This window comes from Pseudomonas sp. SWRI22, from assembly GCF_014268395.2.
Taxonomy (GTDB): domain Bacteria; phylum Pseudomonadota; class Gammaproteobacteria; order Pseudomonadales; family Pseudomonadaceae; genus Aquipseudomonas; species Aquipseudomonas paracarnis.
This window is the reverse complement of record NZ_JABWQK020000001.1, coordinates 3,411,272-3,426,961: the sequence shown is the minus strand read 5'-3', so window position 1 is coordinate 3,426,961 and position 15,690 is coordinate 3,411,272. Positions and strand designations below refer to the sequence as shown.

Here is a 15,690-nt window from a genome sequence, read left to right as displayed (position 1 = left end):
ATGAGGGGTTCATCATTTTAGAGAAACCGCCCCGCGCCATCGTTCAACTTCATTACGCCAGGCGTGAGAAGATGACCGCCCTTTTTGGAGACCTGCCCGGATGTTCGAACTCAAACCCTGCGACCCCACTGCCTATCGCCAACAGACCCGCCGTAGCACGTTGATCGTAGCGGCGCTGTTCCTGGCCTTGGCCATGCTGCTGTCGAGCCTGGCGGTGATGCTGTTCGGTGAGCCTGGCGGTGACAATTTTCGCTTCAACGTCGGCGGCGTCTTCGCCGGCGTGTTGATCACGGTCGCGCTGGTGCGTGGCCCGTTCTGGAGCCAGGCCTGGTTGGCGCCAGCGGTGTATGGCTGGCAACTCAAGCGCAGCCTGATGAGCGTGACCAATGTCATGCACAAGGTCACCGAGCGGGTGCAGGCCAACGACCCGGCAGCCATCAAGCTGTTGCGCTTCTATCACTTGGGGCTGACGCAGATGCACGAGCTGGACGCCAACTCCAGCGCCCAGGCGCAACTGGTCGGCGAAATCGAAGCACACAAGGCGAAGATGCACGCACTGGGGATCGACACCGAACAAACCCGGCTCGATCCCGCGTGGCTGGAAGCGCTCAAAAGCGCTTGAGGGAGCAGGCAAAAAGGCGGTTAAAAAACCAGACTCAGGTCCAGGCGCCCTTCCCTGACCGGCGGACACCAGTAATAGCCTCCGGTCAACGGCTTACTGATGCGATACAGGCCATCGACGATCCCATCTTCCAACCCACTCATACGCCGAAGCTGGGCCTCAAACGCCTCGAAGGAATGCCCGAAGGCGAGAAACATCAACCCAGCCTGGCCATTCTCGGCCCAGGGCATCGAGCGGCGCACCACGAAGGCTTCCGGGGTAAAGCTTTCCTGGGCGGTGCGCTTGGTGTGAGCTGACTCGGGGGCATCGTCGAGCTCTTCATTATCGCCATGGCGGCGGCCAATGATGTGGTCACGCTCCTGGGCAGGCAATGCGGCGAAACCGTCAAGGTCGTGCTGCCATTGCTGGATCGCGGCGAAGCTGGCGCCGGTGTCGGTCAGCGCGGCTTGCACGGCGGCATCGTCGTGGGGGTTTTCGGTGCCATCTTCGTAGTCGGTCAGGTCAAAGCCGGTCTTGTAGCGGAAACCTTCAGTCGATTGCACCGGGCGAAACGCCGGAGCCAGCGCTTTTTCCACGGCACGGCTGCGCAGCAACAACTCACCGCGATCCACCCCATGCAACCATACCCACAGCGCCTGCTGAGTCGACGGGTTGTGCGCGCCAGGGCCGCTAACGGCCGGGAATGAGCGCAGCCCTGGGATCTGGGCGCCCAGCGCTTTCACCAGCGGCTCACCGAACCCCACCACGGCCGCCGCATCCGTCAACTGCACCAGCGCGTCCAGCGCAGCGGGCACGGCTTGCAACGAATCCAGGGCAAAAAACAGATGGCGGGCCTGCAAAGGCACCGGTGCGGCAAGAATGCCCGGCTGGTACTGACTCATGTGAACTCCTTCTGAAAAGCCGCGCAGTTTACCCGGCGTACACGACCCTGCGAACAAGAATGCGCGCAAGCCTTGCGTTAGAGCCGCTTGTTGGGTGACTCTCTAGTCATGTTTTGCAACTATTCCAGGGGTAGCGACATGACCACCAGCAACCTGCTCGCCCAGCTGTTTCCCACCTCCACCGCGCAGATTCCCGAGCAATTTCGCCTGGCGGCGCCCATTGAACAACGTGAATACCTGGTCGATGGCCAGTTGCAGGTGTGGAACGGCCCGCTCGCCCGCGTGCAAAGCCCCGTGCAACTGAGTGATGAGCGTGTACACATCGGCAGCACGCCGTTGCTGGATGCCGACACCGCCCTCACCGCCCTGGATGCTGCCGTGCGCGCCTACGACCGTGGCCAGGGTGCATGGCCGACGATGCGCGTGGTCGAGCGTATCCAGCACGTCGAAGCGTTTTTGCGGCGCATGCGCGAACAGCGCGATGCGGTAGTCAAGCTGCTGATGTGGGAGATCGGCAAGAACCTCAAGGACTCGCAGAAAGAATTCGACCGTACCTGCGACTACATCACCGACACCATCAATGCCCTCAAGGAACTCGACCGCCGTAGCAGTCGTTTTGAACTGGAGCAGGACACCCTCGGCCAGATCCGCCGCGTCCCCCTAGGCGTGGCGTTGTGCATGGGGCCTTACAACTACCCGTTGAACGAGACCTTCACCACGCTGATCCCGGCCTTGATCATGGGCAATACCGTGGTGTTCAAGCCGGCCAAGCTGGGTGTGCTGTTGATCCGTCCTTTGCTGGAAGCCTTCCGTGACAGCTTCCCGGCCGGGGTGATCAACGTGATCTACGGCAGCGGCCGCGAGACCGTGAGCGCGCTGATGGCCAGCGGCAAGATCGACATCTTTGCGTTTATCGGCACCAACAAGGCCGCCAGTGATCTGAAAAAGCTGCACCCCAAGCCGCACCGTTTGCGTGCTGCGCTGGGCCTGGATGCCAAAAACCCGGGGATCGTACTGCCCGAAGTGGACTTGGACAACGCGGTGAACGAAGCCGTCACCGGTTCGCTGTCGTTCAACGGCCAGCGTTGCACCGCGTTGAAGATCCTGTTCGTGCATGAAGACGTGGTCGAGCGCTTTATCGAGAAATTCAACGCCAAGCTGGCGACGCTCAAGCCCGGCATGCCGTGGGAGGATGGCGTGGCGCTGACGCCACTGCCAGAAGTGGGCAAGGTCGATTACCTCAGCGAACTGGTGGCCGATGCGGCGCGCCATGGCGCCAAGGTCATGAACCCCGAGGGCGGCAGCAGCCGTGGTTCGTTCTTCTACCCGGCAGTGCTGTACCCGGTGAACCCGCAGATGCGCGTCTACCACGAAGAGCAATTCGGCCCCGTGGTGCCGATCGTGCCCTATCGCGACCTGGAGACCGTGATCGACTACGTGCTGGACTCGGACTTCGGCCAGCAGTTGAGCCTCTTCGGCACCGACCCCGTGGCAGTGGGACGCCTGGTGGACACCTTCGCCAACCAGGTGGGCCGTATCAATATCAACGCCCAATGCCAGCGCGGGCCGGACACCTTCCCCTTCAACGGGCGCAAGAACTCGGCCGAGGGCACGTTGTCGGTGCATGACGCCTTGCGCGTGTTCTCGATCCGCACCTTGGTGGCGACCAAGTTCCAGGAGAGTAACAAGGCGTTGGTCAGCGATATTTTGCGCAACCGCGATTCGAGCTTCCTGACCACCGACTACATCTTCTGAAGCCAACCCCGTTCCAATGTGCAGACAGGTCAGTGTGGGAGCTGGCTTGCCTGCGATGCCAGCACCTCGGTCTTTCAGTCAGGTCGCGGTGATGCTATCGCAGGCAAGCCAGCTCCCACATTTGATCGAGCACATTCATACATTTGAGGCCATTTTAAGACTGATGAACCTGCCCTTCTTTGCCCGGCGCCTGCTGCGCCCCTTGCTCGACCCCTACCGCCGCTTTCGCCATGCCAAGCTGATCCACGCCGCGCGCGTATCGGTGGGTTTGCTGGCAACCATCCTACTGACCACCGGCCTCAACCTGCCCCACGGTGAATGGGCGTCGGTGACCATGCTGATCGTCATCGGCGGGTTGCAGCACCACGGCAATATCGGCAAAAAAGCCGTCGAGCGCGCCTACGGCACCTTGATCGGCGCCAGCGTCGGCTTGCTGCTGGTGGTACAACAGGCTTACTTCGGCCTGCCGTTGCTCACCTATCTGTTGATGTCCGTGGTGTGCGGGTTCTTTTCCTATCACGCCATCGGCAAGGGCGGTTATATCGCGCTGCTGTCGGCGATCACGGTGTTTATCGTCGCCGGCCATGGCGACAACCCGATCTCCGATGGCCTGTGGCGCACCGTCGATATCCTCATCGGCATTGTGCTGGCCCTGGCGTTTTCCTTTGCCTTGCCGTTGTACGCCGTGTATTCGTGGCGCTACAACCTGGCCAGCGCCCTGCGTGACTGCGCGCAGATTTATAGCCGGATCATCAATGGCCAGTCCGTGACTGACGATGAACACCTCAAGCTGCTCAACCGTTTGAACGGGGCGATGGTGCAACTGCGTTCGTTGATGCCGTCGGTGTCCAAGGAAGTGCGGATTTCCATGACTGAACTGGACGCGATCCAACGTCACCTGCGCCTGTGCATCAGCACCCTGGAGATTCTGGGCAATACCCGGCCAGACCCGCGTGATGAGCAGGCCACGGCGCGGATGCAAGTCATGTTGAAGGCCGAGCATCGGCAAATCCGGGTGCAGTTGGTGGGTATGGCGCGCGCGTTGAAATCGGGGGTGACGGAGCGGTTGGAGCGTACCGGTCACGCCCATGCCAGCGAGCCTGCGCTTGATGCACCGGTGTACAGCGCGCTGGATGGGTATCGGTTGCTGACGGTGCAGCTGGCGGCGAATGTGGATGGGATGCGCCAGCGCCTGGCAAAGACCGCCCGGCACTGGAAGATCTGACCAAGAGCGCTCAAACCATACGCAATGGTGTAGTCAGGGAATAGCGCTCGGGCAAGTTCCCGCGTTTTAGGGTGTAGTAGAGCGAAGTATCTTCACCTCGATTGGGCTCCAGATCCTGAGGCAATACGTCAAACGATACAGCAACGCCGGGAATGTTCGCCTGCTTGGGCAGGTCGATGCTGTGTACGCCCTTGATGCAGAGCGTTATCCAATCGCCGAACTCCACATCGCTGAACGGTGCGTCGATAGGCGTACCGAACGGTGACACGTTATCCAGGTGGAGTTCACCCTCAAGCTCATCTCGAACGATCGGCGCGGGCATGTCCGGCTGCAGCTCACCGATCCTCAATGATCGACGCCACGACTCACGTGGCTTTTCGCCGTCCTTGGTTGCGCGATAGAACAGGTCGGCCAAACGGCCTTTGAATCGTCTGAGGTCATCGCCTTCAAGTACCACCGTCAATTGATCCTCAGCGGCAGACAACTCACCTAGATCAATGCCGACACGGTGCTCGATAGTGCCCCCGGCATCACTGGCCAAAAGGATCAATTCCAGTGCCTGGAATGATTGCCAGCCCGGTTGGACCGGTATGTGGACCTTGACCTGCGCAAGGTCGGGATCAATCTGCCCATCGGACTCGCCCTCCACGCTGGGGGCCAACCATTGCCTGATCTCTCCGATGACAGTCACATGACGATAGTTCGAACGGGGGGCACTCCCGTGCTGGCTATCGAGTACGTAATAGACAATTGCACGCCCCCGGGCAATGGCGGCGACCACAGCATTGGGTATCTCGAAATAATAAGCCTTGGTACCGGCCAGCTCTCGCATCTCGGAATGAGGAACCGTCCCGCCATCCTCTAGAGTGCCAATCCAATAAAAATGGACATGGGTGTAGCGATGGGCATCTTCCGATGTCAGGTAGAAACCGACCCGTACAGCGTCGTTACCGATATTCGCCAAGTTGATTTCGGATTCGGTCAAGGGGTAGTCAACCCAAGGCGGCTCCATACGCTGACTGTCGGTGTAGACCTCTACGTATGAGACCACCGACCACATTGCATCCTCATCCGGCAAATTGCCGGTGTTCCCCGTGACGGTCATTGCCACGGGGAGAATGTCGCTGTTACCCGCAGCGAGGATCATCTCGGGGGTCACAGTGATTTCAATGTCACGCCCCACCTCATTCGGCTGTACCCGATGCTCAACTTTTTCTGATCCCCAGACCAACGTGAGCAGGTCATAAGGGCCCATGTTCTCCCACTTGTGACAGGTGACCGTCACCCCATCCCGGGCTTTTTGTTCATCGACGCCTTCCAACTCCACCTGTGGCTCAAGTTTGAATACCAACCCGCCATGGCCTTTATCCGTGGGTTCGGGAGCCTTGCCACCAGGTCTCTGCAAGTTGATCCTGAGGCGCAAGGGAGGGGTCTGCTGAGGGGGCTCATTGTCGGGGATGATTCTGCAATACATCGCGTCAGCCCAGCCCTCGAGGATCGAGTGAGCGGGCACAGTGAGTGGGAAGCGGGTGCGTGGAGGGTCGCCATCACGCACCAGGTAGAAACCTACCGGCGTTGGTCCATGCCATATCAGCTGGAATGTGGTGCCCACCGGCGCAGAAAAGGGATAGTCCACGTAAACGACAAGATCACGTGTCACATGCAGCCTGCCGATGCCGCCATCTGCGCCTTCCGCATCATCGGCAATCGGCGGATACATCAATGGAATATCGACGGGTTCCAGTACGTGCTTATCAAGGTTACGCACCATTCTTCGCTCCTTGTTCGACGCCTCGCGGTGCACCGTTTTCGATGTGCCGCGTCTTTGACGAATCAAACGCCCAAACAAAAAACTTGCCTACTGTCAGAGTTAACAGGGTGCGACGAAAGGTATTAAGCCAGCCGTAAATTTAATAGGTTCAAACTCTAATCTTTCTTACATTTTTTTCACGATTTATTCACATCAAGAGACGTAGTGTGAAGCCTCATCCGTTACAAACGTTGCATATCAAGCCCGCCGCCCCAGCGGGCTTTTTTTTGCCTGTTTTTTGGCTCCGAAAAAGGGCCAACCTCTGTAGGAGCGAGCTTGCTCGCGAAGAACGCAATGACGCCGCGGTTAGCCAGAATGCTCGCGTTATCGTTGACGTTTTACGCGAGCAAGCTCGCTCCTACAGGGCGTGGTGTTCGCGTAGGGCGCGCTGGGTTTCCAGCACCTTGGCCAGTGCCGTTTCGGCTTCCTGGCTTTGCTGCGGCACCCGAATCGCCGCCGACACCAGCGTGATCAGCTTGGCCATCACCTCGGCATCCGTGGCCGGGCGGCCCAGGCTCATGGAGTTCATCAGCAGGCGCAGTTCGGTGCCTGCCATGACCCCGGAAATGGCCTTGAGGGCAAATTGCAGGCGCACCCCCAGTTCATTACGTGGCAAATCCGGCAGGGCCAGGGCGAAGGCTTCGAAGAAGCGCTGGAACACCGGCTGGTAATGGACCTTGAGGTATTCCTGGATAAACGGCGAGGTGTCGCTGTAGACCCGGCCCAGGAAGCGAATGAACGAACGCCCTTCCCCGCTGGCCGGGTCGCTGCGCTCCAGGCCCATGGCCGGGGCAAACAGCACGCCCAGGAGTGTGTCGCAATCGAGCGGGCCATCGGATTCGGCTTCACAGCGCGCCAGCAGTTCCAGGCGTTGCTCGTTGAGGGGCTCCAGGCGCTGCATCAGCAAGGTTTTCATCAGGGAGTCCTTGTCCCCGAAGTGGTAGTTCACCGCCGCCAGGTTGACCTGGGCACGCTCGGTTATCTGCCGTAGCAACACGGCGTCATAGCCGTACTTGATGAAAAGAGCCTCTGTCGCATCCAGCAATCGAGTCTTGGTAACGTTTGGAGCGCTGAGTTTCTTCGCGACCATATGGGTTCCACGGCGGAAATATTGTTTTAAAAAATAATTTGATTTTTTATACCGGGGCGGCCCGTCGAAAGCAAGTAGTGACACTCCGCCATATCATGCAAAGCCCTTATATCCGGGCTTTTGAGGCAAATCGTAGGGTTTTTACCCACCTCTGACACCCGCTGAGAAAATCGTTTCAACCGGTAAAACCGCTCTACCTCGACGGCTGGCGAAGCGTCCGGAAGGCAGTTACTATTCAAACAATATTTTAAAAACAAGAAATAAAACCAGTCCGTGACGGCTACAGGCAGCTTCTGAACTTGTTACAAAGAGTTTCGGGGAGCAAGGCGGTACCGTCGAGACTGCAGGCGTAGTCATGATGACACAGACCCCCGCGCAACCCGGCTTGATTTCCCTGCAAGGCATCGGCAAGCGCTATCAGCTCGCCGGGCAAGAATTGAGCATTCTCAATGACGTGTGCCTGTCCATCGCCAGCGGTGACAGCTGCGGCATTCTCGGTGCCTCTGGCTCCGGCAAAAGCACCCTGCTCAATATCCTCGGCCTGCTGGACCTGCCCAACTGCGGCCAGTACCACTTTGCCGGCCACGATATTTTCAACGCCACCCCCGATGAGCTGGCGGCGATCCGCAACCAGCAGATCGGTTTCGTGTTCCAGAGCTTCAACCTGCTGCCACGCCTCAGTGCCCTGGACAACGTCGCGCTGCCCTTGAGTTATCGCGGCGTGTCGCGGCATGAATCGGTGGAACACGCCCAGCGCATGCTCGCACAAGTCGGCCTCGCCGAACGCGCCCACCATCGCCCCGCCGACCTCTCCGGTGGGCAGCGCCAACGTGTGGCCATTGCCCGCGCCTTGGTTGGCAAACCCTCGGTGATCCTGGCCGACGAACCCACCGGCAACCTCGACAGCACTACCGCCCAAGAGATCATGGACCTGCTGTTGAACCTCAACCGTGACCAACAGGTGACGCTGATCATCGTCACCCACGACCCCCACATTGCCGAGCGTCTGGAGCGCAAGATCCTGGTGTGCAACGGCGTGGTGCATGAGGCCGGGCGCCCATGAGCCTGCGGGTCGAGCAGAGCCTCAGCCAGTTGCTGCACGAAGCCTTTATCAGCCTGCGTACCCTGGGCAAGCGTTCGATCCTGGCGCTCTTGGGGATCGTCATCGGCAGTTCCTCGGTGGTGGCGCTGATTAATATCGGCCACAACGCGGCGGTGGATGCGGCGATGATTTTCAAGGACATGGGTACCGACACCCTCATCGCCCAGTTCCCGCCCAAGGGCAGCAGCAATGTGCCGATGCGCACCCAGCTCGACCTGGATGCGGTACGGCGGGCAGTGCCGGGCATTGCTCATATCGGCGCACTCAGCCTGTTCAGCGGGCCCATTGTGTTTCATGGGCGGACCGCCAATGCCAACTTTGTCGGCAGTACTGCCGGTATCCAGGACGCCATGCGCCTGGCGCTGCGTGAGGGGCGCTTCCTGTCACCCTTCGATGCCAACGAAACCTACGGAGTGATCGGCGACCAACTCGCCCAGGCCCTTGGCGCGCCAGGTGACCCGCTGCAACTGGGCGACCGTGTGCGTATCAACGATTACCTGTTTCTGGTGGTGGGCATCCTGCGCAACCAGCCCAGGGCCATGCTGATGCCGGTGCAAGCCAACGAATCGTTGTTTATTCCCGCCGAGGGCATGCGCCGCATCTACGCCAACCCGCAGATCAACAACCTGATCATTCGCGCAGCGCCGGGACAGGACATGGAACGTATCGCCAAGGATGCCGCCGCCGCGCTGCAACCCCAGCTCACCGACCATAGCGTCGACATCACAGTGCCCCAGCAAATGATCGATGGCATGACCCGCCAAAGCCGCACCTTCGCCTATCTGCTGCTGGCCCTCGGCGCGATCTCCCTGGTGGGCGGCGGTGTCGGGGTGATGAACGTGATGCTGATGAACGTCTCGGAACGCCGCCGTGAGATCGGCATCCGCATGGCCCTGGGCGCGCGCCAGCGGGATATCCGCAACCTGTTTTTGCTCGAAGCGGTCACCCTCACCGCCGTGGGTGCGCTGTGCGGCGCAGTCCTGGGCATGACCGCTGCCTGGCTGTATGCGTGGCTGTCGGGCTGGGCCTTTGCGTTGGCAGTGGCTGCCCTGCCCCTGGGCGTGGGCAGTACGTTGCTGGTGGGTTTGTTCTTTGGCATTTACCCGGCAGTGTCGGCCTCACGCTTGCAGCCGGTTGAGGCCCTGCGCGATGAATAAGTACCTGCTAGTGCTCATGCTGATCAGCCTGCCGGGCATGGCCGCCGACGTGGTGATCAACCCTCAGGCACCCAGCACCACCCGCAGCGGCTACGAGCGTAGCGTCTCGCTGAATGCCCAGACCACCACCATGACCCTGGGGGACGCGGTGTACCTGGGCCTGCGTAATAACCCGGCGATCCGCAGCGCCTACCTGCAACGGGTGGCGCAGAAATTCGACCTGCGCGTGGCCGAAGATGTGTTCAACCCCAAACTCACCCTCAACAGCTATTACCGCAGCACCCGTGGCTCCCAAGACAATGCGCGCAACGCCAACGTCGCGCCCACCAGCAGCCTGCTCGGCGAATACGGCACGCGCTTGAGCATGGCCTGGACCCAACAGTTGAACAACGCCAACCGCGCCGGCCGCTACCGCAGCGACGGCCTGGACCTTGCGATTATCCAACCGCTGATGCGCGGGGCCGGCTGGGATGCCACCACCGCACCGCTGCGCCTGTCGCGCCTGGCCGAGCAGGCCAACCGCCTGAACCTCAAGGCCACCGTGGCGCAGACCATCAGCCAGATCATCGCCACCTACCGCGAATTGTTGCGCGCCCAGGAACAGTTGGTGATCGTCCAGGAAGCGCTCAAACGCTCCAATACTTTACTGGAGGTGAACAAAGCGCTGATCAGCGCCGGGCGCATGGCCGAATTCGAGATCGTGCAGACCGAAGCCGATATCGCCACCCAGCAATTAGGCGTGGAGGAAGCGCGCAACCAACTCGACACCAGCCGCCTGGCGTTGCTGCGCCTGCTGGCCCTGGACCTGTCGACACCGGTGCGTGCCACCGAGGCACTGGAAGCCACCCCCATGGAGATCGATAAGCGGCAGGCCTTCAACCTCGCGCAAAACCAGCAACCGGAATACCTCGCTGCCCTGCTCGGTAGCCAACAGGCCGACCTCGACCTGGTGATCGCCAAGGATTCCGGGCGCTGGCAGGTGGACCTGGTCGCCGGCGCCAACCAGATACGCGCCGCCACCGATAACGACAACGACCATAACAATAACCGCACCTGGGACAGTTACGCCGGGGTGCAAGTGCAAATCCCTATTGGCGATATCAGCACGCGCCAGGCCGAAGTGCGTGCACGGGTAAATGTAGAAGACCAGGAAATCCGCATTACCGACGCCCGCCAGGAGCTGGAGCGCAACGTCAACAATGTGGTACGTGACCTTGGCACCCGCTGGCGCCAATATGAAATATCCAAGCGCGCCGTGGAGTTGTCGCGGCGCAAGATCGAGATCGAGCGGGAAAAGCTCAGCGCCGGGCGCTCCACCAACTTTCAGGTGCTGAGCTTCGAGACCGACCTGCGCAACGCCGAAAACGCCCAGCTCAATGCGCTGATCGCTTATTTGAACGCCCAGACTCAGCTTGACCTGACCCTGGGCATGACGCTGGAAAGTTGGGAAATTGCCCTTAATGACTACTAATAAAAAATCCCTGCTGGCCGTTGCCTTGTTCCTGCTGTTGGCCGGCGCGGCCGCCGCCCTGCTCAGTCAACGCAGCGGGGCTGAGCAGGCGGGTACAGGCGAACAGTGGCTGGCCGTAAAGCCCGACCCGTTGGTGCACCAGATCGGGCTGGTGGGCAAGATCGAACCTGACACCACCGTCGTCCTGACGGCGCCGTTCGACGGCAATGTGCTGGCCAACCTGGTCGAACAAGGCCAGCGCGTTGAGGCCGGCCAAGTCCTGTTGCGCATGGACCCGGCGACGCTTGAAGTACAGCTGCGCGACGCCCTCTCCGCGCAACTCAAGGCCCGACGCACCGTGCAGGAAATGCAGGACTGGGGCAGCAGCCCCACCGTCAGCCGCGCCCGTCGCAGTTTACGCACCGCTGAAATGACCGCGGGCAACACCCAACGCAAACTCACCGAGAGCGAAAACCTGTTCAAGCGCGGCATCATCCCGCGCAACGAACTGGATGACCTCAAACAGCAAACCCAGCAACAGCAATTGGACTTGGTGGCGGCGCGCAGTGAGCTGCAACAAGCCCTGGACCAAGGCCAGGGCGAATACCGGCAGATCGCCGAAATGGAGCTGACCAATGCCACGGTGAAGTACGAAGCCTTGCAAACACTGCTCGAAGGCAAGGAGGTCAAGGCGCCCTTCTCCGGCATCGTGGTACCGGCGCCCGGCAGCACCAGTACCGCTCAAGGTGGCGGCAATAACAACGCGCCGGTGCAGGCCGGCAGCAAGGTCAGCCAGGGCCAGGTGCTGTTCGGGCTGGCCAATATCGAACGCTTGAAAATCGTGGCCAAGGTCTCAGAGCTGGATATCAACCAGTTGCGTCAGGGCCAGACCGTTGAAGTGATGGGCGATGGCTTTGATGGCGAGCGGCTGACAGGTTCAGTCAGCGTGGTCAGCGGCCTGGCCATCGCCAGCGACAGTCAGGGCAGTGCGCAGTTTCCGGTGACCTTGTCGATCCCCACCCTGACGCCCAAGCAGTTACAACGGGTGCGCCTGGGCATGAGTGCGAGGTTGACGATTATCACTTATAACAATGACCAGGCGATCGTGATTCCCAGCCAGGCGATCCAGGCGGACATGACGGTGGAGTATCGGGCGGCGATGGATAAACCGGTAGAGCGAGTGAAGGTCACCACCGGGCAATCGACGCCGCAGGGGGTTGAGGTGTTTGGGCTTGAAGCGGGGTTGGTGAGGATCGGGGGAATCAATCATTGACCCTCGATCCAGATGTGGGAACGCTGCACTGTGGCGAGGGAGCTTGCTCCCGCTGGGCTGCGCAGCGGCCCCAAGATCCTGGGAGCGCTTCGCACTCCAGCGGGAGCAAGCTTCCTCGCCACAAGATTACCGGTTGCTTGCATTGGGGCAATCAATACCAGCTCCAACATTCAGCGCTGTGTCAGCCTGGCGGCCAGTGCCTTGGCCTGCAGCGCCACATCGGTCACCGCCGTACTCTCCCACCACATGCCCCGCAACGGCGGCCCCATGGCGAACAGTCGCTGGCTGACCTCGCCGCGAGCATCCAGCACCGCCCCCGTTGAATCCGCCGCAATCCCCAGCGCCAGCGGCCCAGGTTGGATCAACCCGCGCTTGAGCAGTTGCTGCGGTAAAGGACGGGCCACCCGGCGCCAGTCGTATTCGATGCCGCTGGAATTGATCAGCGCAGCGCCCAACACCTGGGTGATCACATCCTCGCCACGGTAGCGCACCGCAATGGCAACCCCCTTCTGCGAAGGCACCAAGCCCTTGAACGACGCCGCCTGAATCCGCAACCGCCCTTGCCCCTGCAACCGCGCTACCAACTGCGCACTCAAGGGCGGCGAACGGTGGTGATGGCTTTCCCACCAAGGCCGTACATGCCGAACGAACTGGCGCTTCTGGGCCTCACTGGCCTGGCTCCACAACCGCGCGATATGCCCGCGCACCGTGTCCAGCGGCGCCTGCCAGTCTGTGCCTTGCCCCAACGCGATCTGGCATTGGCGTCGCACCTCACGCAGCAATTGTCGGGGGCTGCTCAGGCTGTGGTCAGCGGCGAGGAAGTCGTCCCAGCTCGGCGGTTGCCGGCGTACATGGGGCAACAAGCCGTGGCGCGAAAAAACCTCGATAGGCCCGCGATGGCCGGCCTGCTCCAGGGAGACCACGGCATCGACCATGGTCAGGCCCGAGCCGATGATCAGCACGGTCGATTGTGGGTCGAGCCGGGTCATCGCGGGTACATCCCAAGGGTCCAACGCGGCGGCATTCAATCCTGTGGACTCGGTCTGCGGAGTGCGCGCCGCCGGGAACATGCCGGTGGCCAATACCGCACAGGCGCCGCGCAGTTGCTCGCCAGTATCGAGGGTCAACAACACCGAGGTGGCATCGACTTGCAGGTCTACCCCTTCGGCGCGGATGTGCTCGACGCTCGATGTAGAAAGCGCCTTGGCTTGTGCCAGACGCTGCTGCGCGTACAAGCCGAAAAGCCCCCGTGGCGGGAACAGCTCGCTGATAGGCACATGCTGTTGGTTCGACTCGGGCCATCCGCCGGCGCTGATGTAGTCGGTGAGCCATTGGGTCAGGTCGTCGGCATTGTCCGGGTCAACGCTCATACGCGCCGCATTGCCGTTCAGCGTATGGCCCAGTTCGACCGCGCTGTAGGCTTCGCCGCGCCCCAACTCAGCACGGGGTTCGACTATCAGGATACGCCGCGTGCCCGGCAGGCGAAGCAGTTGCACGGCCAGCATCGTGCCGCTCAGGCCACCACCGATGATCAGTACATCTGCAACGCGGGTGGATTCACTCATGCCAGTTCGCCCTTATTGTTGCTCAAATCACCACATTTCGAACAAACCGTACCGCCGCATTCCCATCATTGCGATAAGCATGGGGCTGGTGGCTGGCGAACATAAAGAACTCTCCAGCCTCGATGAGATTTTCCTGATCACCTATCACCAGCGTCAGACTGCCCTCGAACACAAACAGTTGTTCGCTCCACCCTTCCAAGTCAGGGTCCGGGCAATAACGGTCACCGGGCTCCAGCCGCCACTCCCATAATTCGACCTCACGCCGTGCCGTAGCCTTGGCCAGCAACACCGCCTTACTGCCGACAATCTCGCCCGCCCAGGCCAGCTCATTGATACGGCTGTGGTCGCGCACATCCGGCGCCTGAATCAGATCACTGAACGCCACGTCCAACGCTTCGGCGACACGGTCCAGGGTCGACAGGCTGACGTTCTTCTCTCCCGCTTCTATCGCCACCAGCATGCGCCGGCTGACACCGGATTTTTCCGAGAGCGCGGTCTGGCTCAAGTCGGCGGCATGGCGCAGGCGACGAACGTTCTGGCTGACGTGCTGCAGGACCGAAGCCCGTTGCGGATTTTCTTTGTGCACTATATTGCTCAATAGGTGGGTGTGCGCAGTATACTGCCCAGCGTGCGGCGCATTGTGCGGTCCGTGCTTTCCCCTTGCAAGACCGAGCCGCCATGACCGCCCCGAACTCCCCTTCGCGTTTCAACCGTTTCAGTAAAGCCGAATGCATCCTGGTGGTGATCACCATGATCTGGGGCGGCACCTTTTTGCTGGTGCAGCACGCCATGGCGGTCAGCGGGCCGATGTTTTTTGTGGGGCTGCGCTTCGCGGCAGCGACGATTGTGGTGGGGTTCTTTTCCTTGCGCACCCTGCGCGACCTGACCCTGTTCGAATTGAAGGCCGGAGTGTTTATCGGGGTGGCGATCATGTTCGGCTACGGTTTGCAGACCATTGGCCTGCAAACCATCTTGAGCAGCCAATCGGCGTTTATCACCGCCTTGTATGTGCCGTTCGTACCGCTGTTGCAGTGGCTGGTGCTTGGCCGTCGCCCCGGCTTGATGCCCAGCATCGGCATCATGTTGGCGTTTGCGGGGTTGATGCTGTTGACCGGCCCGGCGGGGGCCTCGCTGAATTTCAGCGCGGGTGAAATCGCCACCTTGATCGGTGCAGTGGCCATAGCGGCCGAGATCATCTTGATCAGCGCATTTGCCGGCCAGGTGGATATTCGTCGGGTGACCGTGGTGCAACTGGCCACCGCTTCGGTGCTGTCCTTCATGATGGTGGTGCCCATGGGCGAGGCGTTGCCGGGCTTTTCTTGGCTGTTGCTGTTCAGTGCCGTGGGCCTGGGCTTGACCAGTGCGGTGATCCAAGTGGCGATGAACTGGGCACAGCAGAGTGTGTCGCCAACCCGGGCGACCTTGATCTATGCCGGCGAGCCGGTGTGGGCAGGCGTGGTCGGGCGAATTGCCGGGGAGCGCTTCCCGCCGATTGCAATGGTCGGGGCGGTGTTGATTGTGGTGGCGGTGATTGTGAGTGAGATGAAGAGAAGCAGCTCGAAAGCTGTCGATACTCAAAGCGCTGTAGAGCCTGAAAACCAAGGTTGATACTGAGAGCGGCAAGCGAAAAGCTGCAAGAAGCAAACGCGGCTATTCTCTTGTAGCTTGCCGCTTGTAACTGCTTTCTACTGTTCCTGTAGGATCCTGCCACATCTTGCCGTTTGGTGATCGTGAAAGCGGCACGTATGATGCATCCCAAA

13 protein-coding genes are annotated in these 15,690 nt (G+C 60.7%); 8 read left to right on the top strand and 5 right to left on the bottom strand.

Features of this window, described 5'->3' with window-relative positions; all coding sequences use genetic code 11:
• The first annotated feature begins 100 nt into the window (after positions 1–100).
• The gene (locus HU730_RS15055) at positions 101–622 is read left to right on the top strand and encodes a DUF3087 family protein (protein WP_072446048.1); all 522 of its coding nucleotides are present in this window, start codon (positions 101–103) and stop codon (positions 620–622) included.
• 20 nt (positions 623–642) lie between these two features.
• Here HU730_RS15055 and HU730_RS15050 read toward each other — a convergent pair whose 3' ends face one another.
• Entirely contained in the window at positions 643–1,503 is an 861-nt protein-coding gene (locus HU730_RS15050) for a Dyp-type peroxidase (protein WP_060764705.1), read from the bottom strand.
• A 138-nt stretch (positions 1,504–1,641) separates the two neighbouring features.
• Here HU730_RS15050 and HU730_RS15045 point away from each other — a divergent pair, with 138 nt between their 5' ends.
• Both HU730_RS15045 and HU730_RS15040 read left to right on the top strand, forming a co-directional pair.
• Entirely contained in the window at positions 1,642–3,258 is a 1,617-nt protein-coding gene (locus tag HU730_RS15045) for an NADP-dependent glyceraldehyde-3-phosphate dehydrogenase (RefSeq protein ID WP_089042242.1), read from the top strand.
• 163 nt (positions 3,259–3,421) lie between these two features.
• On the top strand, positions 3,422–4,483 hold the full coding sequence (locus HU730_RS15040; protein ID WP_186527170.1) for an FUSC family protein: 1,062 nt from the start codon (positions 3,422–3,424) through the stop codon (positions 4,481–4,483).
• A 10-nt stretch (positions 4,484–4,493) separates the two neighbouring features.
• On the opposite strand, the gene HU730_RS15035 is transcribed toward HU730_RS15040, so the two are convergent.
• Positions 4,494–6,254 carry a hypothetical protein gene (locus HU730_RS15035; RefSeq protein ID WP_186527171.1) on the bottom strand — a complete coding sequence of 587 codons (1,761 nt, stop codon included), beginning with the start codon at positions 6,252–6,254 and terminating at the stop codon, positions 4,494–4,496.
• Positions 6,255–6,651: 397 nt separating this feature from the next.
• A complete protein-coding gene (locus HU730_RS15030; RefSeq protein ID WP_034127895.1) occupies positions 6,652–7,383 on the bottom strand; it encodes a TetR/AcrR family transcriptional regulator in 732 nt (243 codons plus the stop codon).
• A gap of 355 nt (positions 7,384–7,738) precedes the next feature.
• On the opposite strand from HU730_RS15030, the gene HU730_RS15025 reads away from it, so the two are divergent.
• From HU730_RS15025 to HU730_RS15010, 4 genes are read left to right on the top strand one after another with little or no spacing between them, the layout of a single operon-like run.
• Positions 7,739–8,446, top strand: coding sequence for an ABC transporter ATP-binding protein (locus HU730_RS15025; protein WP_034127896.1), 708 nt, complete (start codon positions 7,739–7,741; stop codon positions 8,444–8,446).
• Positions 8,443–9,642 (top strand): ABC transporter permease, encoded by a 1,200-nt coding sequence (locus HU730_RS15020; protein ID WP_186527172.1) that lies wholly within the window; start codon positions 8,443–8,445, stop codon positions 9,640–9,642. Before HU730_RS15025 ends, HU730_RS15020 begins: the two co-directional genes overlap by 4 nt.
• Positions 9,635–11,113, top strand: a complete 1,479-nt coding sequence (locus tag HU730_RS15015; RefSeq protein WP_186527173.1) for a TolC family protein — start codon at positions 9,635–9,637, stop codon at positions 11,111–11,113. The genes HU730_RS15020 and HU730_RS15015 overlap by 8 nt, the downstream gene beginning before the upstream one ends.
• The gene (locus HU730_RS15010) at positions 11,103–12,365 is read left to right on the top strand and encodes an HlyD family efflux transporter periplasmic adaptor subunit (RefSeq protein ID WP_186527174.1); all 1,263 of its coding nucleotides are present in this window, start codon (positions 11,103–11,105) and stop codon (positions 12,363–12,365) included. Before HU730_RS15015 ends, HU730_RS15010 begins: the two co-directional genes overlap by 11 nt.
• A 170-nt stretch (positions 12,366–12,535) precedes the next feature.
• On the opposite strand, the gene HU730_RS15005 is transcribed toward HU730_RS15010, so the two are convergent.
• Both HU730_RS15005 and HU730_RS15000 read right to left on the bottom strand, forming a co-directional pair.
• Positions 12,536–13,930: an FAD/NAD(P)-binding protein gene (locus HU730_RS15005; protein WP_186527175.1), complete on the bottom strand. Its 1,395-nt coding sequence runs from the start codon at positions 13,928–13,930 to the stop codon at positions 12,536–12,538.
• Positions 13,931–13,952: 22 nt separating this feature from the next.
• On the bottom strand, positions 13,953–14,516 hold the full coding sequence (locus HU730_RS15000) for an XRE family transcriptional regulator (RefSeq protein WP_054897287.1): 564 nt from the start codon (positions 14,514–14,516) through the stop codon (positions 13,953–13,955).
• A 92-nt stretch (positions 14,517–14,608) separates the two neighbouring features.
• Between HU730_RS15000 and HU730_RS14995 the strand changes: the two genes are divergently transcribed.
• The gene (locus HU730_RS14995) at positions 14,609–15,538 is read left to right on the top strand and encodes a DMT family transporter (protein ID WP_034127902.1); all 930 of its coding nucleotides are present in this window, start codon (positions 14,609–14,611) and stop codon (positions 15,536–15,538) included.
• Positions 15,539–15,690 lie beyond the last annotated feature (152 nt).